Here is a 25,754-nt window from a genome sequence, read left to right on the forward strand (position 1 = left end):
AAAGGGCCCGCAGCTATGAAGCGCGGGCCTAATCATGACGTTAGGTGACTGGCTCAGAGGTCAAGAGAGCCACTTCTAAAACGGGAAACTCCTCCGAATGTTCCCTCTTCAGAAGAAAAAATACCAGATAATCAGCACGAGAATAAATGGTACGCCCAGAAGCCACAGAATGAGTGCTCGAAACATGATGTTCTCCTTGTTGTATGTTTCCAACTCTGTGGGAGGCAAGTTGGTTCCACAATTCAGGGCGGCGGCGCGCTGCGCCGTTAATCATCTTGTGCGTGTGGCGACTCAAAATGCAGCTTTTCTGAAAGTTTTAATGATCCGTCAATAAATCGGTGACATCACTGGATTTATGTAAAGTGCAGCCAGCGTTTTTGGCTGCCTGTTGAGTAACGGGCGTGTGGCGTATGAGTTCGAAGCGTGGACTGAAAATTTCGGTCAGCGAGAAGGCGGCGATGTTGCGTGACAAGCGCGGCTCGGTCGCCATGATGACCTTCATGGCTATGGCCGTTGCTCTTGCTGGTTGCGCCACGCCTCCACAAGGCAAGCCTAAACCCAAGCGCTCCAAGGAATATTTCGCCGAGTCCAAATATGGCGTGAAGGCCAGCCCGCGTGTTGCCTATGGCACCGGTAAGCCATTGCCGCGCGGCGGCGGACGCGATCAGACTGGCCAGCCTTACAAGGTCAAGGGCCGCTGGTACTACCCCAAGGAAGACAAGAATTATACGGCTGTCGGCCGTGCGTCCTGGTATGGCGAGGCCTTTCATGGCCGTCTGACCGCCAATGGCGAAGTCTATGATATGGCGCATCTGACCGCAGCGCATCCGACCATGCCGCTGCCGAGCTATGCCCGTGTGACCAATATGGACACCGGCAGCTCTGTCATTGTTCGCGTCAACGATCGTGGTCCTTACGAATACAACCGCGTGATCGATCTGTCGCAGAAGGCGGCGGAAATGCTCGACTACCAGCATCACGGCACGGCCAATGTGAAAGTCGAGTATGTCGGGCGCGCGCCGCTGGAAGGCAACGACGACGCCTATCTGATGGCATCCTACCGTCCGTCTGGTGGCGACATGATCGGCCAGCCTGCGACGGGTGTCATGATGGCCATGAATGGCCCGACGCCAACATCACCGAAATCCCGTATTCCGATGCCAGCAATGGCCCCGCAAAGCGCGCCTATGCCAGGCTATGCGCCTGTTCCACAGGAATCGCCGTTCTCGGTTAATCCGGCTTATGGCGATGCTTCCGGCCCCGCACCGATTTTGCCGCCGAATGTGCCGACGCCGTCGCGCAAGCCGAATTCCAGCTTTGGTATGGCTAATGCCGGTCATATCAACGGACTGGCAGGTTATGCGTCTGACCGGATCGCCGCGAGCGCCTATACCGAAGAGCGCACCTATGGCAGCATCCTGACGCCAAGCGCTATTTCCAACGCATGGAAACGCCGCAACGCGGAAGAGCACGGCGAATATGTCGAGCTGGGCCTGTTTGATACGCTTGAAGCCGCTGAAAAGATGCAGCGCGCTTTGCCGAAAACAGCTAAAATCAGCCGCACCAAGGTGCCGACTGAAAAGGGCGAGTTCTATGAACTGACCGCCGTTGCGGAAAAGGGCGGTAACGACGCTCTTCTGCGCGCAGCCTGGAAGGCTGGAGCAAGCAACGCATTCGTCGTGCGCATGGACTGAGTGTCTGATCTGAAGCCGTTAGCCTTTTCGCTTGTTGATTCAGACACGAAGAGCCGCTCAACCGCATCATATTTGAGTGATGCGGTTTGAAGGATTGATTTTGGTCGAATTCGTTGCGTAAGCTTGCGTTCAGTGCGGTCGTGACAGGATTTCCATGGGGCTTCATTCGAGAATTGCTGGGGTTTTAGCAGCAGGAACGGTGGGAATCGCTACCGTTCTGACGTCTTTTGCGTCTGTTGCTGCACCAGTCGAAACGTCGCTCGTGGTCAAGGCTCCGCAAGCCCTGCTGGTCGATGACCGCAGCGGCACAGTGCTTCTCTCAAAGGGTGCAGAAACACCAATCCCGCCAGCATCGCTTGCCAAGCTGATGACGGCGGAGGTGGTGTTTGAAGCGCTGGAAAAAGGCCAGACGACGCTCGAGACGCCTTATCAGGTCAGTGAAAATGCTTGGCGTACCGGCGGCGCTCCATCGGGCACATCAACCATGTTCGCCCGCATCAAGTCGTCACCGACGGTCGCGGACCTTCTTCAAGGGCTGATTGTTCAGTCGGCTAACGATGGCGCGATCATTCTGGCTGAAGGACTGGCTGGAAGCGAGCAAAGCTTCGCGGAGCGGATGAACCAGCGCGCCAGGGAGCTTGGTCTTTCCAATTCGGTGTTTGTGAATTCGACCGGTTTGCCAGCAAATGGACAGTCGGTCACGCTGGATGATCTGGCCAAACTCGCGCGCCATATTCACTCGGCTCACCCGGATTTCTACAAATATTACGCGCAGGAAGCCTTTACCTGGAACAACATCACGCAGCGCAACCGCAATCCGCTGTTGCGGCTGGATGTCGGCGCGGATGGCATGGGCACCGGTTACACGGAAGCATCGGGCTACGCTCTCGTAGCATCGGCGCAGCAGAATGGACGGCGTCTGTTCCTTGCATTGAGCGGTCTTGCGAGCGTGAAAGAACGGGAAGAGGAAGCCAGAAAGCTTATCCAATGGGGCATGACCTCGTTTGACGATATGCGTCTTTATTCGGCAAACGATATTGTCGGTGAAGCGCAGGTCTTTGGCGGCACGCAGGCCAGCGTTTCGCTGAAAGTGAAAGACGATGTCGAATTGCTGCTGCCGAAAGAGGGGCGGGAGAAGCTGAAAGCGCGGTTCATTTATGAGGGGCCGCTGCATGCTCCAGTTGAAGCGGACAGCAAGGTCGGCCTTCTGGAATTCGATCTCAACGGTAATATGGTCCAGCAAGTGCCGCTATATGCAGCGCAATCTGTCGATGAAGGCTCTCTCGCCCAGAGAGCCTGGAGCAGCGCGGTCGAACTTTCGACCGGCTGGCTGCGGAAATATCTTTAGACAGTTTTTGGGATGTGCTCAAAATTCTCGACCTGACCGCCAAAGGCCGGTATGAACTTGAATCAAGCTCTTGTGGCGATTGACTCTTTTCAGAACGTAATGCGGAAGCCAGAGTGTCAGGATTATTCATCACATTCGAAGGCGGCGAAGGTGCAGGCAAGTCGACGCAGATCGCCTTGCTGGCCAAATATTTGCGCGCCAATGGATTTGATCCCGTCATTACGCGCGAACCCGGCGGTTCTCCGGGCGCAGAAGCCGTGCGGCACGTTATCCTGAGCGGCAATGCCGAAAGCTATGGTCCGGCCATGGAGGCGATGTTGTTTGCGGCTGCCCGCGCCGATCATGTCGATCAGCTGATCCGCCCGACGCTTGCCGAGGGGCGTGTGGTGCTGTGTGATCGCTTCATCGATTCCAGCCGTGCCTATCAGGGCGTGACCGGCAATCTCGATGCGACCTATATGGCGGCCATTGAACGCATCGCAATCGACGGTGCCGTTCCCGACATGACGATCATTCTCGACATTCCCGCTGAAAAAGGGCTTTCTCGCGCAGGGAAACGCCGCGGGAACGAGACTGCGGATCGTTTTGAAAAGGAAGATATTGCCGTGCATGAGGCGCGTCGTCAGGCATTTCTGGCTATTGCGGAAGCGGAGCCTGAGCGCTGCAAGGTTGTCGCGGCAGATCGCCCGCAGGAAGAAATTGCCGAGGATATTGGCGCACTGGCCAGTGAACTCCTGAAAAAGAAGGGGCTGTTGTGATCGACGAACTCGACGTCCCCAAGGCGCATGATTCCATTGAAGGCATTCCGGAACCGTCTGCCAGCGATTATCTGACGGGCCATGGAGAGGTGACGCGCTTTCTGGCGCAGGCCTATCGCGAAGGCCGGATGCATCATGCGTTGCTGCTTGAGGGCGAACAGGGCATCGGCAAGGCGACGCTGGCCTTCCATCTGGCGGGGCACATGCTGAGCCATGGCGATCAGGCGAACGCGCCGGAAGACATTGGTACGCCGGATTTCGCGAGACCCTTGTGGCGGCAGATCGCGGGTGGAATGCACCCGGCGGTGTTGCATATCAATCGTCCATTCGATCAGAAGACCGGCAAATTCCGCACCGGCATCACGGTCGAGGAAATCCGCCGCGTCACGCATTTTCTGACACGCACCGCTTCGGACCATGCATGGCGTATCGTTATTGTTGATCCTGCCGATGACATGAACCGCAATGCGGCCAATGCGCTGTTGAAGACGCTGGAAGAACCGCCAGCGCGTGCGCTGTTCGTTTTGGTGTCGCATTCATCTGGTCGCCTGTTGCCGACTATCCGATCGCGCTGCCAGAGCATTCAGCTGCGCCCGCTGGACGAAATTGCCATGAAGGACGCACTGTCTCATGTGGGCGCGCATATCGGGCTTGATGCGACAAGTGTCACGCCGACGCTTCTGGAACGCGCCGAAGGCAGTGTTCGCAAGGCGCTTTTGCTTGTGGCGCATGGCGGCATCGAGATTTCCGACACCGTCGATGGGATACTGGAAAGACAAGCTTTCGATCTGCCCAAGGCGCAGGCGCTTGCTGGCGTGCTGACGGGGCGAGAGGCCGAAATACAATATCAACTCTTCCGCGACCATCTGATGGAGCGCGTCGCCGCTGAAGCGCGCAGGCGCGCCGAGGCTGGGCAATTGCGCGAGGCCGATCAGTGGTCACGATTCTGGAGTGATCTCGGTCGCGAGATCATCGATGCCGAAACCTATAATCTTGATCGCAAGCAGGCTGTTGTTATCTTGCTGGAGAAGACGCATCGCGCTTTTCACAACGGTGCCGGGTAGTAGCTCCAGATAAGCCCAACTTGCTGCACTGCGGCGTGACATGACCGCTCACATGGTTTATGTCACAGCCGACGATTTTCTCTTGTGTGTGTCTGGTGATCGTTCCCGCAAACGGTCAGGCGCGCTTTCAAACATCGAAAGACCGGGTCCATAATGAGCCGCGAAAAATACTATATCACCACCGCGATTGCTTACCCCAACGGCAAGCCGCATATCGGTCACGCTTATGAACTGATTGCAACCGATGCGATGGCGCGTTTTCAGCGCCTGAACGGCAAGGATGTGCATTTCCTGACCGGTACGGACGAGCATGGTATCAAGATGCTGCAAAGCGCGCGCAAGGAAGGCATCACGCCTCGCGAGCTTGCAGACCGCAACACCGAAGCTTTCCGTCGCATGGCCGAGGTTCTGAACAGCTCGAACGACGACTATATTCGCACCTCCGAAGAGCGCCATTACAAGGCCAGTCAGGCCATCTGGCAGGCAATGGCTGCCAATGGCGACATCTATAAGGGCGGTTATGCGGGCTGGTACTCGGTTCGCGACGAAGCCTATTATGGCGAGGAAGAAACCGAAGTCCGTGCGGATAATGTTCGCTACGGTCCACAAGGCACGCCTGTCGAGTGGGTTGAAGAGGAAAGCTATTTCTTCCGTCTCTCGCAATATCAGGACAAGCTGCTCGAGCTTTATGAAAAGAATCCGGGCTTCATCATGCCTGCCGAACGCCGGAATGAAATTGTGAGCTTCGTGAAGTCCGGTCTGAAGGACCTGTCGATTTCGCGCACCACTTTCGATTGGGGCATTCCAGTGCCGGGCGACGAAAAGCACGTCATGTATGTCTGGGTCGATGCGCTGACCAACTACATCACGGCGCTTGGCTATCCCGATACGACGAGCGACAAGTGGGCCTATTGGCCAGCCGATGCGCATATCATCGGCAAGGATATTTCGCGCTTCCACGCTGTTTATTGGCCTGCATTCCTGATGTCGGCAGGTATTCCGCTGCCAAAGCGCGTCTTTGCACACGGCTTCCTGTTCAACCGCGGCGAGAAAATGTCGAAGTCGCTCGGCAACGTCATCGATCCGTTCGGTCTGGTCGAGCGTTACGGTCTGGATCAGCTGCGCTACTTCCTGATGCGCGAAGTGCCGTTCGGTCAGGACGGTAGCTACAGCCATGACGCCATCGTCAACCGCACCAATGCTGATCTTGCCAACGATCTTGGCAATCTGGCGCAGCGTTCTCTGTCGATGATCGCCAAGAATTGCGAAGGCAAGGTTCCGCAGCCGGGTGAATTCTCGGATGCCGACAAGGCCATTCTCGATCAGGCTGATGCGGCGCTGGAAACCGCGCGTAAAGCCATGGACGATCAGGCGCTGCATCTGGCGCTCGGCGCGATCTTTGCCGTTGTCGCGGAAGCCAACCGCTATTTCGCGGGGCAGGAGCCTTGGGCGCTGCGCAAGACCGATCCGGCGCGCATGGGCACTGTGCTCTATGTGACGGCAGAAGTCATTCGCCGCGTCGGCATCATGGTGCAGCCTTTCATCCCGCAGTCAGCTGAGAAGCTGCTCGACATTCTGGCGGTCCCAGCCGACAAGCGTCAGTTCACTGACGTGGCAGCAAGCCAGCTCGTCGGCGGTGCCGATCTGCCAGCCCCGCAGCCGGTTTTCCCGCGCTATGTGGAAACAGAAGAGCAGAACTGAGTGCGATGATGCTTGTCGATAGCCATTGTCACCTCGACTTTGCCGATTTTGAGCCGGAGCGCGATGCTGTTGTGCAGCGCGCGCTCGACGCCGGGATCAAGCGCATGGTGACGATCTCCACGCGCGTTCGCAAATTCGATACGATCCGCGCCATCGCGGAAGCCTATGAATCCGTCTATTGCTCGGTCGGCACCCATCCGAACAACGCGCATGAAGAACTGGACATTACGGCTGATGATCTTGTTCGCCTTGCGGACCACCCAAAGGTTGTCGCCATAGGCGAGGCGGGTCTCGATTATCACTACGACTACGCTCCGCCCGAAGCGCAGCGTCAGGGGTTTCTCGTTCACATCGAAGCCGCGCGCCGGACGCAACTGCCGCTTGTCATTCATGCGCGCAGTGCAGACGCTGATATGGCCGAAATTCTGGAACAGGAAACGGCCAAGGGCGCTTTCCCTTTCATTCTCCATTGCTTTTCTTCCGGACGGGCGCTGGCAGAAAAAGGCATTGAGCTTGGCGGTTATGTTTCCTTTTCGGGCATTCTGACTTTTAAGAACTCGCCGGAAATCCGCGAAATTGCGACCATCGTTCCGCGTGACCGCCTGCTGGTGGAAACGGATGCGCCGTTCCTCGCCCCGCTGCCACATCGCGGCAAGCGCAACGAACCGTCTTTCGTGCAACACACCGCTGCCATGCTGGCCGAGACGATTGGCGTGAGCAATGACGAAATCGCCCGCATCACGAGCGACAACGTGTTCAGGCTGTTCTCCAAAATGCCTCGGCCATCAGAGGAAGTTTGAGCGTGACGTCTCCCCGAAATTGCCTGCGTTTCACGGTTCTGGGCTGCGGCTCATCGCCCGGCGTGCCGCGCATCAATGGCGATTGGGGCAATTGCGATCCGCAGAATACGAAAAACCGTCGCACGCGCACATCCTTGCTGGTGGAGCGTTTCAATGCGAACGGCCACCATACGACAGTGGTGATCGATACGGGGCCGGATTTCCGCACGCAGATGATCAATGCCAGCGTGCATTCGCTTGATGCGGCGGTCTATACCCATCCGCATGCCGACCATATTCACGGCATCGACGATCTGCGCACCTATGTGGTGGATAATCGTCGCCTGATGGATGTCTATGCCAATCGCTTCACCCGCAACCGGCTTTACGACGCTTTCGGCTATTGTTTCGAGACACCGGCTGGCTCAAGCTATCCGCCGATCCTGAGCATGCACGACATTGCAGCCGAAACACCGTTCACCATCGACGGTGCAGGCGGTGAAATCCGGTTCGAACCGTTCCGGCAGATTCATGGCGATATCGAGTCGCTTGGGTTCCGTATTGGCAATGTTGTCTATTGCACGGATGTCAGCGCGTTCCCGGATGAGAGCCTGCATTATGTCCGTCATGCCGATGTTCTAATCCTCGGCGCTTTGCAATATCGCCCGCATCCGAGCCATTTCTCGCTTGAACAGGCGCTGGAATGGATCGAGCTGTTCGCGCCCAAGCGGGCAATTCTCACGCATATGCATGTGCCGCTCGACTACGAGACGGTGCTGCGCGAAACGCCTGATAATGTTGAACCCGGCTATGATGGGCTCCGGTTTGAAATCCCGCTCTAAACAAAAAGCCCGGCATCTCTGCCGGGCTTTTTCGTGTTTGCTGTCATCAGCGATCAGGCGCGAGCGGGGAAGGGCATCACATTGCTGCCTTCCGGGCCACCTTCCGCAGGCTTGTTAACCTGCTTGTCTTCTAGAGCCAGACCACCGGCGCGAAGCAGGTCGGAGAAACGACCGCCGCGGGCAGCAAGTTCATCGAAGCTGCCACGTTCAACCAGATGGCCCTTGTCCATGAACAGAACCTGATCCGCCGAACGAACCGTCGACAGGCGGTGCGCGATGATGAAGGTGGTGCGGTTCTGGCTCAGATCGTCCACAGCCTGCTTCACCTTTTCTTCGGTCTCGACATCGAGCGCACTAGTCGCTTCGTCGAGCACGAGGATCGGTGAATCCTTCAGGATTGCGCGGGCAATTGCCAGACGCTGGCGTTCACCACCCGAAAGCTGCGAACCGCGTTCGCCGACGACCGTGTCGTAACCATTGGCCTTGGCAAGAACGAAGTCGTGCGCCGCGGCAGCCTTGGCTGCGGCATGGACTTCTTCATGCGAGGCGTCTTCACGACCGACGCGGATATTCTCCTCGACGGTACGGTTGAAGAGACCGGCATCCTGAAACACGGTGGCAATGGCATGACGCAGCGAGCGACGGCTGACAGTGCGCGTATCGACGCCGTCGATCAGCACCCGACCAGCAGCCGGATCGAACACACGCTGGAGAATATTGATCAGCGTGGTCTTGCCCGCACCGGTCGGGCCGACAATGGCGACGGTCTGGCCGGGCTTCACCTCGAAGGAAACGTCATAGACGCCCTGACCCGAATTCGGGAACTCGAAGGTGACATTGTCGAAAACGATGTCGCCTTTGACGTTTTCCAGATCGGCCACATTCTGCGGTTCCTGACGGTCGGCAGTTGCATCTTCCATTTCGAAGAATTCTTCGAGTTTGGCGCGTGCCGTCACAGTCTGGTTGATGAAGGCGCTGATCTGGTCGAGACGGCCGATCATCAGCTGTGCGAAGCCGATGAAGGCAATCACGTCGCCAACGCGCATCTGGCCTTTGGTCACGAAATAAGCGCCGAGAACCAGCACGACCACCATGGAGAAGGTCGAAGCCATGCGGTTCAAACCACTGGCGAGTGCCCACCAGTTGAGAACCGGAAACTGTGCCTTTTCCAGATTGCGCGCGTAGTCGCGCAGCGCCTGCGTTTCAGAGGCAATGCGGTTATAGCTCTGTACGACCGAAACATTGCTGATCGTATCGCTGACATGCTCGAACAGCTTGTGATGATGCTTTTCGACAGCCATCTGGCCGTCCTTGGTCTTGCGCATGACCAGCTGACCGATCATGACATAGATCACACCGAGCACGATCAGGACGAGCGACATGCGCATGTCCATGTTCATGGCAACCGGAATAAGCGTTGCCAGAGCCACAACCGTGGTCAGGTGCTGACGCATGAATTCAAGCCAGAGCGTGAAGAGCGAGTCCGTTGCGCGGATCAGCGTGTGCAGGGCATTGGATGTGCCGCGCTTCTGATGCCAGGCGAGGGGCATGGTGATCAGGCGCTCATAGGAGTCGATCATCACGCCGAGACGGCGGCGATGCGCAAGCCTGTCCGCACCACGCGCCACGAAAACGGCTGCGATGATGTTGAAGACGCCAAGCGCAGTCCACATCGACAAAGGCGAGACGATGTCTCCCTTATCGGAAATGGCCTGAATGACCTTACCGAACAGGATCGGCTCGGCCAGCGTAACAAGGGCAACGAGGACACTCGCAACACACATCGATATCGTTGCGGCTTTCTCGACCGCAAGATATTCCATGGCTCGCCAGTATATTTTGAGCAATGACACTTTCGCACTCCCGCTCGTTCTATTTACGGGGCTAAATGGTACGACCCCACTGTTCTATCAATATCTAATGTCGGGAAGAAGTGGCTATTGGGTGTCAGAACCAACCATAAATTAAAAACGTATGTAACTGAGTGTGAAGATTCGGGCCTTTTTCGTCCAATATTGGTCGCAAGTGGCCTGAAACGCCTCAAATCGCAGTTTTCCGGAATTGCACTAGCAATCGGGGAAACTCACGTCTATTGACAGGATTAACAAGTTGGCGCGCACGGTCGCGCCCCAGAAAGATATTGATCGGGTTTTTCCATGGCAGGCGTTGAACAGAAGATTGTGGATACGAGCGAGGCGGGCATGCGTCTCGATCGCTGGTTCAAGGTTCACTTTCCTGGGCTGGGCTTTGGTCATCTGCAAAAATTGCTGCGTTCCGGTCAGGTTCGCGTGGATGGCGGTCGTGCCAAGGCCGATACCCGCCTTCAGGCCAACCAGATGGTTCGCATCCCGCCGCTCGGCGTCGACGAAAAGGCGACAGGTCCGGTCACGGCGCGCACCATCCGTAGCCAGCAGGACGGTGACGTTCTCTCGCAGATGCTGATCTATGAAGACCCGAAAGTGTTCGTCTTCAACAAGCCCGCAGGTCTGGCCGTGCAGGGCGGTTCGGGATTGACGCGCCATATTGACGGTATGCTGGAGGCCTGGCGCAATAAAAGAGGCGAGAAGCCGCGTCTGGTGCACCGCATCGACCGCGATACGTCTGGTGTGTTGGTCGTTGCCCGTACGCGCGGCGCTGCGCAGGCCTTGACCGCCGCGTTTCGCGAGCGTGACACGAAGAAAACCTACTGGGCCTTGGTGAAGGGCGTTCCGCGCAAGCGCGAAGACAAGATTTCGACCTGGCTGGTCAAGGACCAGACGCCGGATGGCGACAAGATGCGCGTTTGCCAGCACGGCGAGCCGGATTCCGATCATGCGGTTTCCTATTACCGCATCATCGAAAAGGCGGGCAACAATCTGACCTGGCTGGAAATGGAGCCTTATACGGGCCGCACGCACCAGCTACGCGTCCATGCCGCCTATATCGGCCATCCAATCATTGGTGACCCGAAATATTTCGAAGCCGACCAGAACTGGGAGTTCCCCGGCGGCATCCAGAAGCGCCTGCACCTGCATGCGCGTCGCATCCGCATTCCCAATCCATCGGGTGGTGTGATCGACGTGACTGCGCCGTTGCCGCCGCATATGGTGCAGTCGTGGAACCTGCTCGGCTTTGACGAGGACAGTGCAGAAGACTGACAACATAAAGAAGAAGTGAAATGGCAGGGGAAAATGGGGGGACGGCGCAAGGCCGGGCTTCTTTCGATGGGCTGGCCATTGCTCTGGTCATCTTCATCATGTTCAGCTGGGGGCTTAATCAGGTTGCCGTGAAGATCGGCAATCAGGGTTTTAACCCGATGCTGATGGCTTCCGCCCGTTCGGTTTTGGGCGGGATATGTGTGTTTCTCTGGTGTTTCTGGCGGCGCATTCCGCTGTTCAGGAAAGACGGGACTCTGTTGCCCGGCATCCTTGCAGGATTGCTCTTCGGCACTGAATTTGTGCTGATTTTCATCTCGATGGATCTGACAAATGTCAGCCGCGTAACCCTGATGATGAATGTCATGCCGTTCTGGGTGGCAATCGGCAGTCATTTCCTGCTGGGCGAGCGCATGTCCGTTCGGGCTTTTGTTGGCATGTGCGTGGCTTTTCTCGGCGTTTTCATCGTCTTTTCCGACCATGTCAGTCGACCGGGGCCATATGCATTCTATGGCGATCTTCTGGCGCTCGTTTCCGGTATTCTCTGGGGGCTGACCACACTGGTCATCAAGCGCAGCAAGCTTGCTTATGCCGTTCCTGAGAAAATCCTGCTGTACCAGCTTGTCGTCGCCGCTATGGTTCCGTTGCCGTTCATCGGTTTCGCCGGTCCGCTCGTTCGCGATCCGAATGTGCTTTCGGTGATCTCGCTGCTGTTCCAGTCCTTCTTCGTGGTTGCGTTCACCTATCCGCTCTGGTTCTGGATGGTAAACCGCTATCCGGCCTCGAAACTCTCCAATTTCGCCTTTCTTACGCCCGCCTTCGGCGTATTACTGAGCGGCATTGTTCTGGGCGAAGCATTGAGCTGGAAGATATTCGCAGCCTTGATCCTGATCGGCCTCGGCCTGATAATCATCAATCGACCGGCAAAGGCGGCAACAGCACGATGAAACTCGTTCTTTTCGATTGCGACGGCACTCTGGTGGATAGCGGTGACTTCATTCATCGCTGCATGGCCGAAAGCTTCGCCGATGCGGGGCTGACGCCGCCGCAGCAGGCCGAAACGCATTCGATTATCGGCCTGTCGCTTCCGCTGGCCATAGCGCAATTGCTGGGGCGCGAGCCGGACGAACAGGTCGACTGGCTGACGCAGCGCTATAAGGAAAATTTCATCCGCCTGCGTCAGGCACCGGATTTTGCGGAACCGCTTTATGATGGCATTCTGCCGCTTCTGACGGAACTTGGAGAGCGGGACGATCTGCTTTTGGGTGTCGTCACGGGCAAATCGCGTCGCGGCGTCCATGCGGTGTTCGAACGCCACAGCATTGGCAAGCATTTTCTGGTCATTCGCACGGCGGACGACTGCCCGTCCAAGCCCCATCCGGCGATGGTGCTTGAATCCTGCGCGGAAATGGGGATAGAACCCGACCGAACCATTGTTATCGGCGATGCGATCTACGATATGCAGATGGCCCGCTCGGCTGGCGCTCTGGCGGCAGGCGTGTCATGGGGCTATCATGACCGACAGGCGCTTGTCGAAGCTGGCGCACAGCACATATTGAGCACGCCGCACGACCTTCATCCGCTGCTGAAAGCAATGGATACGCTTTAAAAATTGGAAAGACCCATGCGTGATACTTTGAGCGATCTTGAAGCTGGTAAGCAGCTTTCCGACGAGAATCCCATCATTCGGGCCCAGAAGCTGATGCAGGCGCAACTGCCGAAACGCTTCTATGAGCGGGTGGATGTCGCCGAAGTGGATGGTGGCTTTGCGGTTCATCTCGATGGTCGCCCGGTGAAGACGCCCGCGCGCAGCCTTCTGCTATTGCCGACGGCTGCTGCGGCAGAAGTCGTCGCGGATGAGTTTCGCGCGCAGGAAAAGGTGATCGATCCGGGCAAAATGCCTGCCACCCGGCTTGTGAACACCGCCATTGACGGTATTGCACAAGACCCGCAGGCGGTGCTTGAGGATGTATTGCGTTTCGCAGGCACGGACTTGCTGTGCTATCGCGCCGACGCACCACAGGAACTCGTTTCCCGCCAGACAGCGCGCTGGGATCCGCTGATCGACTGGGCGGAAACGCTTGGCGCGCGGTTTGCGCTCGCCGAAGGTGTCATGCATGTTGAGCAGCCGCGTGAGGCGATCACGGCATTTGGCATTCATCTGTCTGCTTTCAACGATCCGATTGCGCTCGCCTCGCTTCACACGATGACGACCCTGACCGGTTCGGCCATCATTGCGCTGGCTATTGCCAAGGACGAAGTGTCCGCCGAAGACGGCTGGTCGCTGGCGCATATCGATGAAGACTGGACGACCGAACAGTGGGGCGAAGACGCCGAAGCTGCGGCGCGGCGTAAGGCACGCGAAGTCGAAATGATGATCGCGGCGCGCATTCTCAAGGCGCTCTGAAGCCATTTCTTAAATAGCTTATCCAAAGCACTGATAACAAAAAGAAAACCCGGCCATGAAGCCGGGTTTTCTTTCGCGCGTTTTTAAAAACGCGTCGTTCCCCTCGGTAACTCTTGGAGTTGCGGGAGCGCAAGCGCCCCCGCTTACCCATGGATTAGACCGAGTAGTACATGTCGAATTCGACCGGATGCGGGGTCATTTCGAAACGCATCACTTCAGCCATCTTCAGCTCGATGAACGAGTCGATCTGGTCGTCGGTGAACACGCCACCGGCCTTGAGGAATTCGCGATCCTTGTCGAGCGACTGGAGCGCTTCACGAAGTGAGCCGCAAACGGTCGGGATCTTCTTGAGTTCCTTTGCAGGCAGGTCGTACAGATCCTTGTCCATGGCCTGGCCAGGATGGATCTTGTTCTTGATGCCGTCGAGGCCAGCCATCAGCAGCGATGCGAAGGCGAGGTACGGGTTGGCAGCCGGATCCGGGAAGCGAACTTCAAGGCGCTTCGACTTCGGCGACGAGCCGAAAGGAATACGGCAGGAAGCCGAACGGTTGCGTGCCGAATAGGCCAGCAGAACCGGAGCTTCATAGCCCGGAACCAGACGCTTGTAGGAGTTGGTCGACGGGTTGGTGAATGCGTTCACAGCCTTGGCGTGCTTGATGACGCCGCCGATGAAGAACAGGCAGTTTTCCGACAGACCGGCATATTCATTGCCAGCAAAGGTCGGCTTGCCGTCTTTCCAGATCGAGAAGTGAACGTGCATGCCCGAACCGTTGTCGCCGAAAATCGGCTTCGGCATAAAGGTTGCGGTCTTGCCATAGGCATTGGCAACCTGATGCACGACATACTTGTAGATCTGCATCTTGTCGGCGTTGCGAACGAGCGAGTCGAACTTGACGCCGAGTTCGTGCTGAGCCGATGCCACTTCGTGGTGATGCTTTTCAACCGTTACGCCCATTTCCGTCAGAACGGTGAGCATTTCGGAACGCATGTCCTGGCAGCTGTCGATCGGCGGAACCGGGAAATAGCCGCCCTTGACGCGCGGACGATGGCCGAGGTTGCCGGTTTCATAGTCGGTGTCGTCGTTGGACGGCAGTTCGGTCGAGTCAAGCTTGAAGCCCGTATTGTACGGGTCAGCCTTGTACTTCACGTCGTCGAAGACGAAGAATTCGGCTTCCGGGCCGACATAAACCGTGTCGCCGATACCGAGCGACTTCATGTAGGCTTCCGCCTTCTTTGCGGTCGTGCGCGGATCGCGGCTGTAAGCTTCGCCCGAGATCGGCTCGAGAATGTCGCAAAGAATGACCAGCGTGGACTGGGCGAAGAACGGGTCGATATGAGCCGTCGTCGGATCTGGCATCAGAACCATGTCGGATTCGTTGATGGCCTTCCAGCCGGCGATCGACGAGCCGTCGAACATGACACCGTCAACGAACATTTCTTCGTCAACAAGGCCGATATCCATCGTGACGTGCTGGAGCTTGCCCTTCGGGTCGGTGAAGCGAAGGTCCACAAACTTGATGTCGTTGTCTTTGATCTGTTTCAGAATATCGTTGGCGGTCGTCATTTTAATTCCCTGTTTGCACGACGAAGGATAGGTAGGCTGATGTCAATCAGATGGCGTCCACGCCGGATTCACCGGTGCGGATACGAATGACTTCTTCAATGTTGGAGACGAAAATCTTGCCGTCGCCGATGCGACCCGTCTGGGCTGCCTTGCGGATGGCTTCAATCGCGTTGTCCACGGTTTCATCCGCTACAATGACTTCGACTTTCACCTTGGGAAGAAAGTCGACGACATATTCGGCGCCGCGGTAAAGCTCGGTATGACCTTTCTGTCGTCCAAAGCCCTTGGCTTCGATGACAGTAATACCCTGCAAGCCGACTTCCTGAAGGGCTTCCTTCACTTCATCGAGTTTGAAGGGCTTAATAATGGCTTCGATCTTTTTCATCAGAGAATGGTCTCCGCTTTTCTTCAGAAATGAGCGTTGTGCTCGTTTCACTGTAGGAGAAGCATGAAGCGTGCCAGTTTCAAAAACTTAGGCAAATTTTTCTCTTCTCTTCCATTTCCTTAGCAGAGTGGCACTAAAGGCGGCACCTTTGCAAGGAGGTGCCTATCGCTGGGGTGTGGAAGAGTGATCCCGATACTGAATGTATGATTAAAAAGTAATCAATTTGCGACAAATATAGGCTCTCTTGCACAAAGCCCAGTGGCGCGTGTTTAATCACCGCAAAATCCGTCTTACGAAACAGGTGCGTGATGTTGGAATTGCTTTCGCCCGATGAAATGGCCGCAGCGGACCGCTGGACCATGGATAATGGCGTGCGAGACGGTTTTTCCCTGATGTTGGCGGCGGGACGGGCCGTTGCGGATGTTGCACGGCGCATGTTCGCGAACAAGGGACCCGTCGCAGTACTATGCGGGCCGGGCAATAATGGCGGTGACGGTTATGTCGCAGCACAATATCTTCTGGAAGCGGGTTTCGAAGTGGTCTGCTTCAGCGTGGCACCGCCGCGAAAGGGTACTGATGTGCTTCGCGCTTCACTGTTTCACAAGGGCGAAGTGCGCAACATCAATGAATTTTCTCCCGCGAGTTTTTCGGGCGTCATTGACGCCATTTATGGTGCAGGACTGACGCGCGATGTTCGCGGAGCGGAAGGCGTGGCCATCGACGCCATCAATGCATCAGACATTCCGGTTGTCGCCGTCGATCTGCCAAGCGGTGTGTCGGGCGCTAGCGGGCAGATACTGGGCGTGGCCGTCAAGGCGCGGGCGACGGTGACATTCTTCCGCAAGAAACCCGGCCATTTGTTGCAGCCGGGCAGGGCCTTATGCGGTGTTCTTCATGTCGCGGATATTGGCATTCCGGATCGCGTTCTGGACACTATTCATCCGCAGGCGCATGAAAATGCTCCCGGTTTGTGGGTTGAGAACCTGCCAGTCCTGAACGTCAACGCCCATAAATACAGCCGCGGCCATGTCGCGGTCTTTTCGGGAGGAATGCACGCGACAGGGGCGGCGCGATTATCCGCACTTGCCGCTGCAAGAAGCGGCGCAGGAGCCGTAACGCTGTTGTCGCCGCCGGACGCTGTGGCCATCAATGCGGGCCATGTCACGAGCATCATGGTGCGCGAGACCCGCAGCGCCAAAGATGTGCGTGATTTCATCACTGATCGAAAAGTCGCATCAGTTGTGCTCGGCCCCGGCTATGGTAATGCTGTTTTTGCACGCGAGCACGCCCTGATGCTGGCTGGACGCTCGGCATCGGCATTTTCCGCGCTCAACGGGCTTGTGCTTGATGCGGATGGCATAACGGCTTTTGAAAAGAACCCGCGTGAACTGTTCGAGGCCAGAAAAGGCGCAAAGACCGCGCTCGTTCTGACACCTCACGAAGGGGAATTCCGTCGGCTCTTCCCGGATGTTGCCAGTGAGGATGCGTCAAAGCTCGACAAGGCGCGCAAAGCTGCTGCCCTTGCCAATGCCGTTTTGATCTATAAGGGGCCGGATACGGTCATTGCCGCACCGGATGGTCGCGCCGCGATCAATGCGAATGGTACGCCGTTCTTGGCGACTGCGGGGTCCGGCGATGTTCTGGCAGGCATTGTGGGCGGATTGCTGGCGCAGGGAATGCCACCCTTTGAAGCTGCCTGTGCTGCTGTCTGGGCGCATGCCGATGCGGGCAGACGTTTTGGTCACGGGTTGATTGCCGAAGACCTGCCCAGCCTGCTGCCCGCTGTCTGGTCGGCTCTGGCGGTTTCAGCGAAAGGCTAGGATTTATCGGTGACGGGAGCCGCCTTGGCCGGTGCCGACATCAATGATGATATCGCCCGAAACCGACACATCGGTGTTGCCGACGCGAAAGTTCTTCCAGTTTCCTTTCGGAGCCTGATCCGGTTCCGGGGCGGGTGGCGGAGCCGAGACAAGCGGCTTTTGTGCTTCAACGCCCGGAAGACCGGGCGCAGTTTTTTCCTGAGCGAAAGCGCCCGCTGCCAAAACAGTTGAAAAAGCCAGCGTAACAAACTGAAAAACTGTATTTTTCACCGTTCACTATCCTTTCAGACTGGGTCGGCGACCGCATTTATCAACTGTTCTGCCATTTCGAGGGTGAATTCGTCATAATGCGAAATCACGCGGCTCGGCTCGTAATGCTGGACCGGAAGGTCGGTATAGCCGAAATCGACGGCTACTACAGGAATACCCGCAGCCTTGGCCGTATCAATATCCGTGCGGCTATCGCCGACCATAAGCGCGCGATCGCGATTGCCGCCAGCGCGGGCAATGGTGTCCGTCAGGTGGCGTGGGTCCGGCTTGCGCCAGGCGAATGTGTCTGCGCCACAAATCGCGGCAAAGCGCGAGGCTTCGCCCATCGACGTCAACAGCTTGACCGAGAGAGATTCGAACTTGTTCGTGCAGACTGCCAGTTCGAAGCCATGCGCCTGAAACCGGTCGAGCGCTTCCAGCACGCCGGGGAAGAAGATGGAATGTCCGGGCATGTTGTCCGCGTAATGCTCGCGGAACTCTTCCACCAGACGGTCGAGACGTGTCTCGTCGATCTGGGTCTGCTGGGCAGCAAAAGCGCGTTCGATCATTGTGCGTCCGCCCTGGCCGACGAAGCGGCGCAAGGCCGTGCGATCAGCCGCCTTGAGACCGGAAATCGACAGGCAGTGATTGAGGCTGTCGAGAAGGTCCGGCGCGGTATCGACGAGCGTGCCGTCGAGATCGAAAACGATGATGGGCTTGGCACTGGCAACGGACATGATGGGTCTTTCGCATAGATGGGGTCAGGCATACGTAACCGATAGCGTGCGGTGGCTCAAGGGCGGGCTCTTCGGTCGCGCAGATGTGAAATTCTGCGTCATATTTAAATAGATGCTTTGTTGTGATGCCTACGCGTGCTAGACGCGAACCGAATTGGGACGAGAATCCGCCGGGTCAACCCGGAGGATATGCTAGGATTGCTTTCATGGACGATGCACGCAAGCTGAAGATCGCCGCCGCAGCCGAGGCACTGACGCATGTCAAGGACGGTATGCGTCTTGGCATCGGCACCGGCTCCACGGCAGAAGAATTCGTGCGTCTGCTGGCTGAAAAAGTGCAGGGCGGCTTCAAGATCATTGGCGTGCCGACATCTGAACGCACCGCCAGCCTGTGTCAGGAACTGGGCGTTCCCCTCACAACACTGGAAGAAACCCCGCATCTCGATCTGACCATTGACGGCGCTGACGAAGTCAATGGCGAGCTTTCGCTCATCAAGGGCGGCGGCGGTGCGCTGTTGCGCGAGAAGATCGTGGCCGCGGCTTCCGACGCCATGATCGTCATCGCGGATCAGTCGAAAGTTGTGGAAACACTGGGTCGTTTTCCGCTTCCGATCGAGGTCAATCGCTTCGGTCTTGGCGCAACGATGCGCGCAATCGAGGCGGCAGCCACGAAATGCGGCCTTGCAGGCCCGCTGAACCTGCGTTTAAAAGATGGTTCGCCTTTTGTAACAGATGGTGGACACTACATCGTCGATGCATCTTTTGGCCGCATTCCCGAGCCAAAGACACTATCTGACGCTCTCTTCGCCATTCCTGGCGTGGTCGAGCACGGACTTTTCATCGGGCTGGCGCGTGCGGCAGTAATTGCCGGAACCGACGGCATTCGAACCCTGAACCGGTCTTGAACTGCCAGTGCTACAAACTGGTGTTGAACTGATTGAACGGAGTATTGAGCATATGATCCCGGTAACTGGCTTTCGTCGTCTGATTGCACCGCTTTCCGTATTCGCCCTGATGGCCGGCGTTCATGCGGCTTCGGCGCAGGAAATCACTGATGCCCATCTGCAGGCTGCCCGCGAAGCGATCTCCGCGATCCACGCAACCGAGCAGTTCGACGAAATTCTGCCGAACGCAGCCCGTGCGCTCAAGGGCGAGCTGATCCAGAAGGATCCGAACCTCGAAGGTCTGATCACCAAGACCGTCGATGAAAAGGCTCTGGCTCTGGCTTCCCGCCGTTCGGACCTCGAAACCGAATCCGCCCGCGCTTATGCAAAGGCATTTTCCGAAGAGGAACTGAAGGCAATCTCGACCTTCTACACCTCGCCAGCTGGCAAGAAGCTCCTGTCGGAAGGCCCGATCGTGACCCGCGAAGTCGTGAAGGCTGCCAATGTCTGGCAGAATGGCGTTGCCCGTGACCTCGCTCGCGACGTTGCTGAAGTTCTGGCCGCTCAGGCCGGTTCGACCGCCGCGCAGCCGACGGACCAGCCTGCTCAGCAGTAATTTGCGAACAGCATGAGAAAAATTGAAAGCCCGGCGACTTGGCCGGGCTTTTTCTTTTGCTTACATATCAGCCGAATCTGTTGTTGATGCAGAATCCCGCCGGAAAAGCCTCGGGCGTTCGGGCGTGTGATTCAAAAGGAGAACTCCCATGGCCAGCTACGACTACGACCTCTTTGTTATTGGCGGCGGTTCCGGTGGCGTGCGTGCAGGTCGTCTGGCAGGGGCCATGGGGAAAAAGGTCGGTCTGGCGGAAGAGTATCGCATGGGCGGCACTTGCGTCATTCGTGGCTGCGTGCCGAAAAAGCTGTTTGTCTATGCCTCGCAGTTTCCTGAACATTTCGAGGATGCTGTTGGCTACGGCTGGACAGTGGGCGAGAGCAGCTTCGACTGGAAGAAACTGATCGACGCCAAGGACAAGGAAATTGACCGCCTGGAAGGTCTCTACCGGAAGGGGCTGGAGAATTCGAAGGTCGAAATCTTTGCAAGCCGCGCGGTGCTCGTCGATGAACATACGGTCGAGCTGAAGGCTGATGGGCGTCGGATTACGGCCGAGCATATTCTGGTCGCCACCGGCGGCCGTCCGAACCCGCATGAGGCTCTACCCGGTCACGAGCTTTGCATCAGCTCCAACGAAGCCTTCCATCTGGAAGAACTGCCCAAGGCGATTGTCATCGCGGGCGGCGGCTATATCGCGGTGGAGTTCGCTAATATCTTTCACGGTCTCGGTGTGGAAACGACACTTGTCTATCGCGGCAAGGAAATTCTGAACGGTTTCGACGGCGATGTCCGCCATCTGTTGCATGAAACGATGGCAGCCAAGGGCATTCGCATTATCTGCGAGGCTGTTTTAGAGAATGTCGCGAAGCAGGCAAACGGTCTGTTGTCGATCACGCTGTCGAATGGCGAAACGCTTGAAGCCGGGCAGGCGATGCTGGCGCTAGGCCGCATGCCCAACACGGACGGTCTCGGTCTCGAAGCTGCTGGCGTGAAGCTCGACAAGCTGGGCGCCATCGAGGTGGATGATTATTCGCGCACCAGCACCGCCAATATCTGGGCGGTTGGCGATGTTACCAACCGCGTGCAGCTGACACCTGTGGCCATTCACGAGGCGATGTGCTTCCTCGAGACCGTGTTCAAGGATAATCCGACCAAGCCGGACCATGAACTGATCGCAACCGCTGTCTTTTCCCAACCGGAAATTGGCACTGTCGGTCTGAGCGAAGAGCAGGCTGCGAAGAAATATCCGGAAGTAGAAGTCTATCGCGCGTTGTTCCGCCCGATGAAGAACACGCTTTCGGGCCGCAACGAAAAGATGCTGATGAAAATCGTCGTCGATGCGAAGAGCCGCAGGGTTCTGGGCACCCATATTATGGGGCCGGACGCTGGTGAAATGGCCCAGCTTCTGGGGATTTCGCTGAAGGCGGGAGCAACCAAGGACGATTTCGACCGCACCATGGCTGTGCATCCGACTGCAGCCGAAGAACTGGTCACCATGTACAAGCCAAGTTATCGCGTCGTGAACGGCGAAAAGGTCGATGGCTGATCCTTTCGCCGCAGTCGAATATCCTTAACGAATATTGCTGGCATTAAACCCGCGCGTGCATTATATCAGCGCGACCCACGCACGCCGGGGTTTAAACATTCTAGACATGGGGCTGGCATCTTCTTCAGGTGCAAGCTGCATGGATGGGAATTCCGGCTTTCGTGTAAGGAGGATATAATCCGAGGATTATCGAGCGGATAACGCAAAACAGGTGCTCTAATGACGAAGAACTGGACCCCGCATTCCTGGAGAAACAAACCGATCAAGCAAGTGCCGTTTTATCCAGACGCACAGGCTTTGAACGACGTTGAGGCCCGTCTTCGCACCTATCCGCCATTGGTTTTTGCAGGCGAGGCGCGCAAACTCAAGCAACAGCTCGCTGCGGTAGCGGAAGGCAAGGCATTTCTGCTTCAGGGCGGCGATTGCGCCGAAAGCTTCGCTGAACATGGCGCGGACAATATCCGCGACTTCTTCCGCGTGTTCCTGCAAATGGCCGTCGTACTTACCTTCGGCGCTTCAAAGCCGGTGGTGAAGGTTGGCCGTATTGCCGGTCAGTTCGCCAAGCCGCGTTCGTCGGATATGGAAACGAAGGATGGCATTGAGCTGCCGTCCTACCGTGGCGATATCATCAACGGCATCGATTTCGATGAATCCTCGCGCACGCCCGATCCGCAGCGTCAGGACATGGCTTACCGCCAGTCCGCAGCGACGCTCAACCTGCTGCGCGCTTTCGCGCAGGGTGGTTATGCCAATCTGGAAAACGTGCACCAGTGGATGCTCGGCTTCGTTGGCAAGAGCCCGCAGGCTGAACGTTACACCGCTCTGGCACAGCGCATCTCCGAAACGATGCACTTCATGCGCGCTATCGGCATCACCTCCGACAGCAACCATTCGCTGCGCGAGACGGATTTCTACACGAGCCACGAAGCCCTGCTTCTCGGCTATGAAGAAGCGCTGACCCGTGTCGATTCTACGTCGGGCGACTGGTACGGCACGTCGGGTCACATGATCTGGATCGGTGATCGCACGCGTCAGGCTGACCATGCGCATATCGAATATTGCCGTGGCATCAAGAACCCGCTCGGTCTCAAGTGTGGCCCGTCCTTGCAGCCGGATGATCTCATCCGCTTGATCGACCTGCTCAACCCGGAAAACGAAGCTGGTCGTCTGACGCTCATTGCGCGCTTTGGCTACGACAAGGTAGGCGATCACCTGCCGCAGCTCATCCGCGCTGTTGAGAAGGAAGGCCGCAAGGTCGTCTGGTCCTGTGATCCGATGCATGGCAACACGATCACCGCTGGCGGTTACAAGACACGTCCGTTCGACCGTATCCTCAAGGAAGTGGAATCCTTCTTCGCGATCCATCGCGCCGAAGGCACCCATCCGGGCGGCATCCATGTCGAAATGACCGGCAAGAACGTTACGGAATGCACGGGCGGCGCCCGCGCCATTTCCGCAGACGATCTTCAGGACCGTTACCACACCCATTGCGATCCGCGCCTCAACGCAGATCAGGCACTGGAACTGGCATTCCTGCTGGCCGAGCTTCTCAAGAAGGAGCGCGATGCAGGAGCTGACAAGCAGGTCGCAAGCGCCTGATCAGCTTAAGTCGTCATCGAACGTGCAGGGCGGAGGTTTCGATCTCCGCCCTGTTGCTTTTGAGGCAAAGTTCTCTAAAGCATTCTCGGGCAGCAGCGCGAAATCGTGACCAGTGTCTTTTGGGGGTATTTATGCAGCGCATTTTTCTGGCTTTTCTGAATTCCATGCGGGCACTGAAATATCTCGCGGGCAATGAAAAGGCTGTGCAACAGGAACTGGTATTGTTTCTCATCTCGTTGCCAGTTGCATTCTTCCTTGCGCCGACATGGCTGGCCTTCCTGCTGATGACCGGCTCGATCCTGTTTCTGATGATGGTCGAAATTCTGAATACGGGTATCGAAGCGACATGCGATGCTGTTTCGCTCGATTTTCACAAGGAAATTCAGATTGCGAAAGACTGCGGTTCACTGGCTGTGCTTATCGCGATTATATTTGTCGTCGCAACATGGGGTTATGTGCTGATTTCGTCTTTCTATTATTAAAAATAGTATAGTAATATCCGAAATGTATCGCATACGAATAGTTTCTTCATTGTTGGTATTTCGGAAATTTTACTGATTGATATCTTCTCTTGGAAGTGATTCCGGGAGATTTTAATGCTCAGAATAATTTATCTGTTTTTGTTGTTGGTCTTCATAATGTCGGTTGGGCTCTATTTTATTGACGCCAACGCCGCCGACGCTTCGCCTTCAGAAATAACGGCACATCATTGTGATAGTTATGAAAATCTGGCGGATTATATTCATTGTCTTCCTACAAAACCGAATGCGGACGGGCAGTGATTTACGGCAGGTCGCGAAGTTGGCGCGTGCCGATCTTCGGGGGCGCTATAATTCCGGTCGTTCTCGCCAGTAATCTAAGCCAATCTCCGAGGGGAGGCAGTGCCGCTCATTGCATCCCTTCCACTCCCACGCTAAATCTCTGGCAGAAATAGTGTTGGTGAGAATCTCATTATGCTTCATATTGCAGTCGCGCAGCTCAATCCCGTCATGGGCGATATCGCTGGAAATCTTGTCAAAGCTCGCGCGGCTCGCGCGCAAGCTGCCGAGATGAAGGCTGATCTCATCCTGTTTACAGAGCTGTTCATTGCCGGTTATCCGCCTGAGGATCTGGTGCTGAAGCCTTCCTTCGTTGCGGCATGTGAAAATGCAGTACGCGAACTTGCCGCCGATACGGCGGACGGCGGGCCGGGCGTCATCATCGGAACGCCTTTGCGGCGCGAAAGCGGTTTGCATAATTCGGTCATGGTGCTGGATGGCGGCGAGGTAATTGCCGAGCGGTTCAAGGTCGATCTGCCGAACTACGGTGAGTTTGACGAAAAGCGCGTTTTCGAGGCTGGCCCGCTGCTCGGCCCGGTCAATTTCCGCGGCGTGCGCATTGGTATTCCGATCTGCGAGGATATCTGGGGCGATCTCGGCGTTTCGGAAACGCTTGCCGAAAGTGGTGCCGAATTCCTTCTCGTGCCCAATGGCTCTCCCTATCATCGTTCCAAGCTGGACCTGCGCTATCAAGTCGTTCTGAAGCAGGTGCTGCTGGCAGAACTGCCGATGCTCTATGTCAATCAGGTTGGCGGTCAGGATGAACTTGTCTTCGACGGCGCGTCCTTTGCTTTCAATCCGGGTAACAATTTCCCTTGCCTGCAAATGCCGCAATTTGCCGAGCAGATTGCCTTGACCATCTGGCGGCGTGACGGTGATACGTGGCGTTGCGAAGAGGGCGAGAAGGCCACGCTTCCGGAAGGGTTGGAAACGGACTATTCCGCCTGTGTGCTGGGCCTGCGGGACTATGTGAACAAGAACGGTTTCAAGGATGTCGTGCTAGGCTTGTCCGGCGGCATCGACTCGGCAATCTGCGCCGCTATGGGTGTCGACGCATTGGGGCCTGAGCGTGTGCGCTGCATCATGCTGCCATATCGCTATACGTCGGATGAATCCCTGAAAGACGCAGCCGATTGCGCCAAGGCGCTTGGCGTACGTTACGATATTGTGCCGATCGCCGAGCCGGTTGAGGGCTTTATGAGCGCGCTTCAGCCGCTCTTTGCTGGAACCAGTAGCGGCGTCACCGAAGAAAACCTGCAAAGCCGGGCACGTGGCACGATCCTTATGGCGGTGTCGAACAAGTTCGGCTCCATGGTCGTCACGACCGGCAACAAGTCGGAAATGTCGGTTGGTTATGCGACGCTTTATGGCGATATGAATGGCGGCTTCAATCCGATCAAGGACGTGTACAAGATGCAGGTCTATGCGATTTCGGAATGGCGCAACAGCCATGTTCCCCAAGGCTCGCTCGGACCGGCAGGCGCGGTGATCCCAGAGAATATCATCTCCAAGGCGCCGTCCGCCGAATTGCGTGAGAACCAGACCGATCAGGACAGCTTGCCGCCTTATCCGGTGCTCGACGATATTCTGGAATGTCTGGTCGAAAACGAAATGAGCAATGCTGATATTGTTGCGCGTGGTCATCCGGTTGAAACCGTGCAACGGATCGAACATCTGCTCTATCTGGCTGAATACAAGCGTCGGCAATCTGCGCCGGGTGTAAAGATTACCAGGAAGAATTTTGGACGCGATCGCCGTTATCCCATAACGAACCGCTTCCGCGACCGCTGAACATACTGACTGAAAGCCTTT

General features: G+C 56.7%; 23 protein-coding genes. 18 read left to right on the top strand and 5 right to left on the bottom strand.

Annotated elements, in window-relative coordinates; genetic code table 11:
• The first annotated feature begins 410 nt into the window (after positions 1-410).
• The 7 genes from FGI60_RS10025 (at position 411) to FGI60_RS10055 (ending at position 8,186) form a co-directional block, all read left to right on the top strand.
• On the top strand, positions 411-1,694 hold the full coding sequence (locus FGI60_RS10025; RefSeq protein WP_138785056.1) for a septal ring lytic transglycosylase RlpA family protein: 1,284 nt from the start codon (positions 411-413) through the stop codon (positions 1,692-1,694).
• Positions 1,695-1,848: 154 nt separating this feature from the next.
• The gene (locus tag FGI60_RS10030) at positions 1,849-3,042 is read left to right on the top strand and encodes a D-alanyl-D-alanine carboxypeptidase family protein (protein WP_138785057.1); all 1,194 of its coding nucleotides are present in this window, start codon (positions 1,849-1,851) and stop codon (positions 3,040-3,042) included.
• Positions 3,043-3,155: 113 nt separating this feature from the next.
• On the top strand, positions 3,156-3,800 hold the full coding sequence (gene tmk / locus FGI60_RS10035) for a dTMP kinase (protein WP_138785058.1): 645 nt from the start codon (positions 3,156-3,158) through the stop codon (positions 3,798-3,800).
• Entirely contained in the window at positions 3,797-4,864 is a 1,068-nt protein-coding gene (locus FGI60_RS10040) for a DNA polymerase III subunit delta' (protein ID WP_138785059.1), read from the top strand. Before tmk ends, FGI60_RS10040 begins: the two co-directional genes overlap by 4 nt.
• Before the next feature lie 153 nt (positions 4,865-5,017).
• Complete coding sequence (gene metG / locus FGI60_RS10045; RefSeq protein WP_078338541.1) at positions 5,018-6,565, top strand: methionine--tRNA ligase; 1,548 nt, start codon at positions 5,018-5,020, stop codon at positions 6,563-6,565.
• A gap of 8 nt (positions 6,566-6,573) precedes the next feature.
• Entirely contained in the window at positions 6,574-7,365 is a 792-nt protein-coding gene (locus tag FGI60_RS10050) for a TatD family hydrolase (RefSeq protein ID WP_138785188.1), read from the top strand.
• A gap of 2 nt (positions 7,366-7,367) precedes the next feature.
• The gene (locus tag FGI60_RS10055) at positions 7,368-8,186 is read left to right on the top strand and encodes an MBL fold metallo-hydrolase (RefSeq protein WP_138785060.1); all 819 of its coding nucleotides are present in this window, start codon (positions 7,368-7,370) and stop codon (positions 8,184-8,186) included.
• Positions 8,187-8,239: 53 nt separating this feature from the next.
• Here the strand turns inward: FGI60_RS10055 and FGI60_RS10060 are convergent, their stop codons facing one another.
• Entirely contained in the window at positions 8,240-10,039 is a 1,800-nt protein-coding gene (locus FGI60_RS10060) for a glucan ABC transporter ATP-binding protein/ permease (RefSeq protein ID WP_138785061.1), read from the bottom strand.
• A 303-nt stretch (positions 10,040-10,342) separates the two neighbouring features.
• On the opposite strand from FGI60_RS10060, the gene FGI60_RS10065 reads away from it, so the two are divergent.
• From FGI60_RS10065 to FGI60_RS10080, 4 genes are read left to right on the top strand one after another with little or no spacing between them, the layout of a single operon-like run.
• Entirely contained in the window at positions 10,343-11,323 is a 981-nt protein-coding gene (locus tag FGI60_RS10065; protein WP_138785062.1) for an RluA family pseudouridine synthase, read from the top strand.
• A gap of 20 nt (positions 11,324-11,343) precedes the next feature.
• A complete protein-coding gene (locus FGI60_RS10070; protein ID WP_138785063.1) occupies positions 11,344-12,267 on the top strand; it encodes a DMT family transporter in 924 nt (307 codons plus the stop codon).
• Positions 12,264-12,929 (top strand): HAD-IA family hydrolase, encoded by a 666-nt coding sequence (locus FGI60_RS10075; protein WP_138785064.1) that lies wholly within the window; start codon positions 12,264-12,266, stop codon positions 12,927-12,929. Before FGI60_RS10070 ends, FGI60_RS10075 begins: the two co-directional genes overlap by 4 nt.
• A 15-nt stretch (positions 12,930-12,944) precedes the next feature.
• Complete coding sequence (locus FGI60_RS10080; RefSeq protein WP_138785065.1) at positions 12,945-13,727, top strand: ATP12 family chaperone protein; 783 nt, start codon at positions 12,945-12,947, stop codon at positions 13,725-13,727.
• Positions 13,728-13,881: 154 nt separating this feature from the next.
• On the opposite strand, the gene glnA is transcribed toward FGI60_RS10080, so the two are convergent.
• Both glnA and FGI60_RS10090 read right to left on the bottom strand, forming a co-directional pair.
• Positions 13,882-15,291, bottom strand: a complete 1,410-nt coding sequence (gene glnA / locus FGI60_RS10085; RefSeq protein ID WP_078338548.1) for a type I glutamate--ammonia ligase — start codon at positions 15,289-15,291, stop codon at positions 13,882-13,884.
• A 46-nt stretch (positions 15,292-15,337) separates the two neighbouring features.
• Positions 15,338-15,676, bottom strand: a complete 339-nt coding sequence (locus tag FGI60_RS10090; RefSeq protein WP_078338549.1) for a P-II family nitrogen regulator — start codon at positions 15,674-15,676, stop codon at positions 15,338-15,340.
• Positions 15,677-15,984: 308 nt separating this feature from the next.
• On the opposite strand from FGI60_RS10090, the gene FGI60_RS10095 reads away from it, so the two are divergent.
• The gene (locus tag FGI60_RS10095) at positions 15,985-17,496 is read left to right on the top strand and encodes an NAD(P)H-hydrate dehydratase (RefSeq protein WP_138785189.1); all 1,512 of its coding nucleotides are present in this window, start codon (positions 15,985-15,987) and stop codon (positions 17,494-17,496) included.
• A gap of 3 nt (positions 17,497-17,499) precedes the next feature.
• Here the strand turns inward: FGI60_RS10095 and FGI60_RS10100 are convergent, their stop codons facing one another.
• Both FGI60_RS10100 and FGI60_RS10105 read right to left on the bottom strand, forming a co-directional pair.
• Positions 17,500-17,718, bottom strand: a complete 219-nt coding sequence (locus FGI60_RS10100) for a hypothetical protein (RefSeq protein WP_078338653.1) — start codon at positions 17,716-17,718, stop codon at positions 17,500-17,502.
• A 62-nt stretch (positions 17,719-17,780) separates the two neighbouring features.
• Positions 17,781-18,482: an HAD family hydrolase gene (locus FGI60_RS10105; RefSeq protein ID WP_138785066.1), complete on the bottom strand. Its 702-nt coding sequence runs from the start codon at positions 18,480-18,482 to the stop codon at positions 17,781-17,783.
• Between the two features lie 206 nt (positions 18,483-18,688).
• Between FGI60_RS10105 and rpiA the strand changes: the two genes are divergently transcribed.
• The 6 genes from rpiA (at position 18,689) to FGI60_RS10135 (ending at position 25,733) form a co-directional block, all read left to right on the top strand.
• Positions 18,689-19,387: a ribose-5-phosphate isomerase RpiA gene (gene rpiA / locus FGI60_RS10110; protein ID WP_138785067.1), complete on the top strand. Its 699-nt coding sequence runs from the start codon at positions 18,689-18,691 to the stop codon at positions 19,385-19,387.
• A gap of 52 nt (positions 19,388-19,439) precedes the next feature.
• Complete coding sequence (locus FGI60_RS10115) at positions 19,440-19,982, top strand: DUF2059 domain-containing protein (RefSeq protein ID WP_138785068.1); 543 nt, start codon at positions 19,440-19,442, stop codon at positions 19,980-19,982.
• 148 nt (positions 19,983-20,130) lie between these two features.
• The gene (gor, locus tag FGI60_RS10120) at positions 20,131-21,525 is read left to right on the top strand and encodes a glutathione-disulfide reductase (protein ID WP_138785069.1); all 1,395 of its coding nucleotides are present in this window, start codon (positions 20,131-20,133) and stop codon (positions 21,523-21,525) included.
• Between the two features lie 219 nt (positions 21,526-21,744).
• Positions 21,745-23,124: a class II 3-deoxy-7-phosphoheptulonate synthase gene (locus FGI60_RS10125; protein ID WP_078338555.1), complete on the top strand. Its 1,380-nt coding sequence runs from the start codon at positions 21,745-21,747 to the stop codon at positions 23,122-23,124.
• A 131-nt stretch (positions 23,125-23,255) separates the two neighbouring features.
• The gene (locus tag FGI60_RS10130; protein ID WP_078338556.1) at positions 23,256-23,606 is read left to right on the top strand and encodes a diacylglycerol kinase; all 351 of its coding nucleotides are present in this window, start codon (positions 23,256-23,258) and stop codon (positions 23,604-23,606) included.
• A 471-nt stretch (positions 23,607-24,077) separates the two neighbouring features.
• Positions 24,078-25,733 (top strand): NAD+ synthase, encoded by a 1,656-nt coding sequence (locus FGI60_RS10135; protein WP_138785070.1) that lies wholly within the window; start codon positions 24,078-24,080, stop codon positions 25,731-25,733.
• The last annotated feature ends 21 nt before the right edge of the window (positions 25,734-25,754 follow it).

Source organism: Brucella haematophila (assembly GCF_005938105.1).
GTDB lineage: Bacteria > Pseudomonadota > Alphaproteobacteria > Rhizobiales > Rhizobiaceae > Brucella > Brucella haematophila.

Excerpts from the sequence above, each read along its gene's own strand:
- FGI60_RS10025 (WP_138785056.1), top strand. The coding sequence starts at position 411 with ATGAGTTCGAAGCGTGGACTGAAAATTTCGGTCAGCGAGAAGGCGGCG.
- FGI60_RS10030 (WP_138785057.1), top strand. The coding sequence starts at position 1,849 with ATGGGGCTTCATTCGAGAATTGCTGGGGTTTTAGCAGCAGGAACGGTG.
- metG (WP_078338541.1), top strand. The coding sequence starts at position 5,018 with ATGAGCCGCGAAAAATACTATATCACCACCGCGATTGCTTACCCCAAC.
- FGI60_RS10050 (WP_138785188.1), top strand. The coding sequence starts at position 6,574 with ATGCTTGTCGATAGCCATTGTCACCTCGACTTTGCCGATTTTGAGCCG.
- FGI60_RS10065 (WP_138785062.1), top strand. The coding sequence starts at position 10,343 with ATGGCAGGCGTTGAACAGAAGATTGTGGATACGAGCGAGGCGGGCATG.
- FGI60_RS10070 (WP_138785063.1), top strand. The coding sequence starts at position 11,344 with ATGGCAGGGGAAAATGGGGGGACGGCGCAAGGCCGGGCTTCTTTCGAT.
- FGI60_RS10075 (WP_138785064.1), top strand. The coding sequence starts at position 12,264 with ATGAAACTCGTTCTTTTCGATTGCGACGGCACTCTGGTGGATAGCGGT.
- FGI60_RS10080 (WP_138785065.1), top strand. The coding sequence starts at position 12,945 with ATGCGTGATACTTTGAGCGATCTTGAAGCTGGTAAGCAGCTTTCCGAC.
- glnA (WP_078338548.1), bottom strand. The coding sequence starts at position 15,291 with ATGACGACCGCCAACGATATTCTGAAACAGATCAAAGACAACGACATC.
- FGI60_RS10090 (WP_078338549.1), bottom strand. The coding sequence starts at position 15,676 with ATGAAAAAGATCGAAGCCATTATTAAGCCCTTCAAACTCGATGAAGTG.
- FGI60_RS10095 (WP_138785189.1), top strand. The coding sequence starts at position 15,985 with ATGTTGGAATTGCTTTCGCCCGATGAAATGGCCGCAGCGGACCGCTGG.
- FGI60_RS10105 (WP_138785066.1), bottom strand. The coding sequence starts at position 18,482 with ATGTCCGTTGCCAGTGCCAAGCCCATCATCGTTTTCGATCTCGACGGC.
- rpiA (WP_138785067.1), top strand. The coding sequence starts at position 18,689 with ATGGACGATGCACGCAAGCTGAAGATCGCCGCCGCAGCCGAGGCACTG.
- FGI60_RS10115 (WP_138785068.1), top strand. The coding sequence starts at position 19,440 with ATGATCCCGGTAACTGGCTTTCGTCGTCTGATTGCACCGCTTTCCGTA.
- gor (WP_138785069.1), top strand. The coding sequence starts at position 20,131 with ATGGCCAGCTACGACTACGACCTCTTTGTTATTGGCGGCGGTTCCGGT.
- FGI60_RS10125 (WP_078338555.1), top strand. The coding sequence starts at position 21,745 with ATGACGAAGAACTGGACCCCGCATTCCTGGAGAAACAAACCGATCAAG.
- FGI60_RS10130 (WP_078338556.1), top strand. The coding sequence starts at position 23,256 with ATGCAGCGCATTTTTCTGGCTTTTCTGAATTCCATGCGGGCACTGAAA.
- FGI60_RS10135 (WP_138785070.1), top strand. The coding sequence starts at position 24,078 with ATGCTTCATATTGCAGTCGCGCAGCTCAATCCCGTCATGGGCGATATC.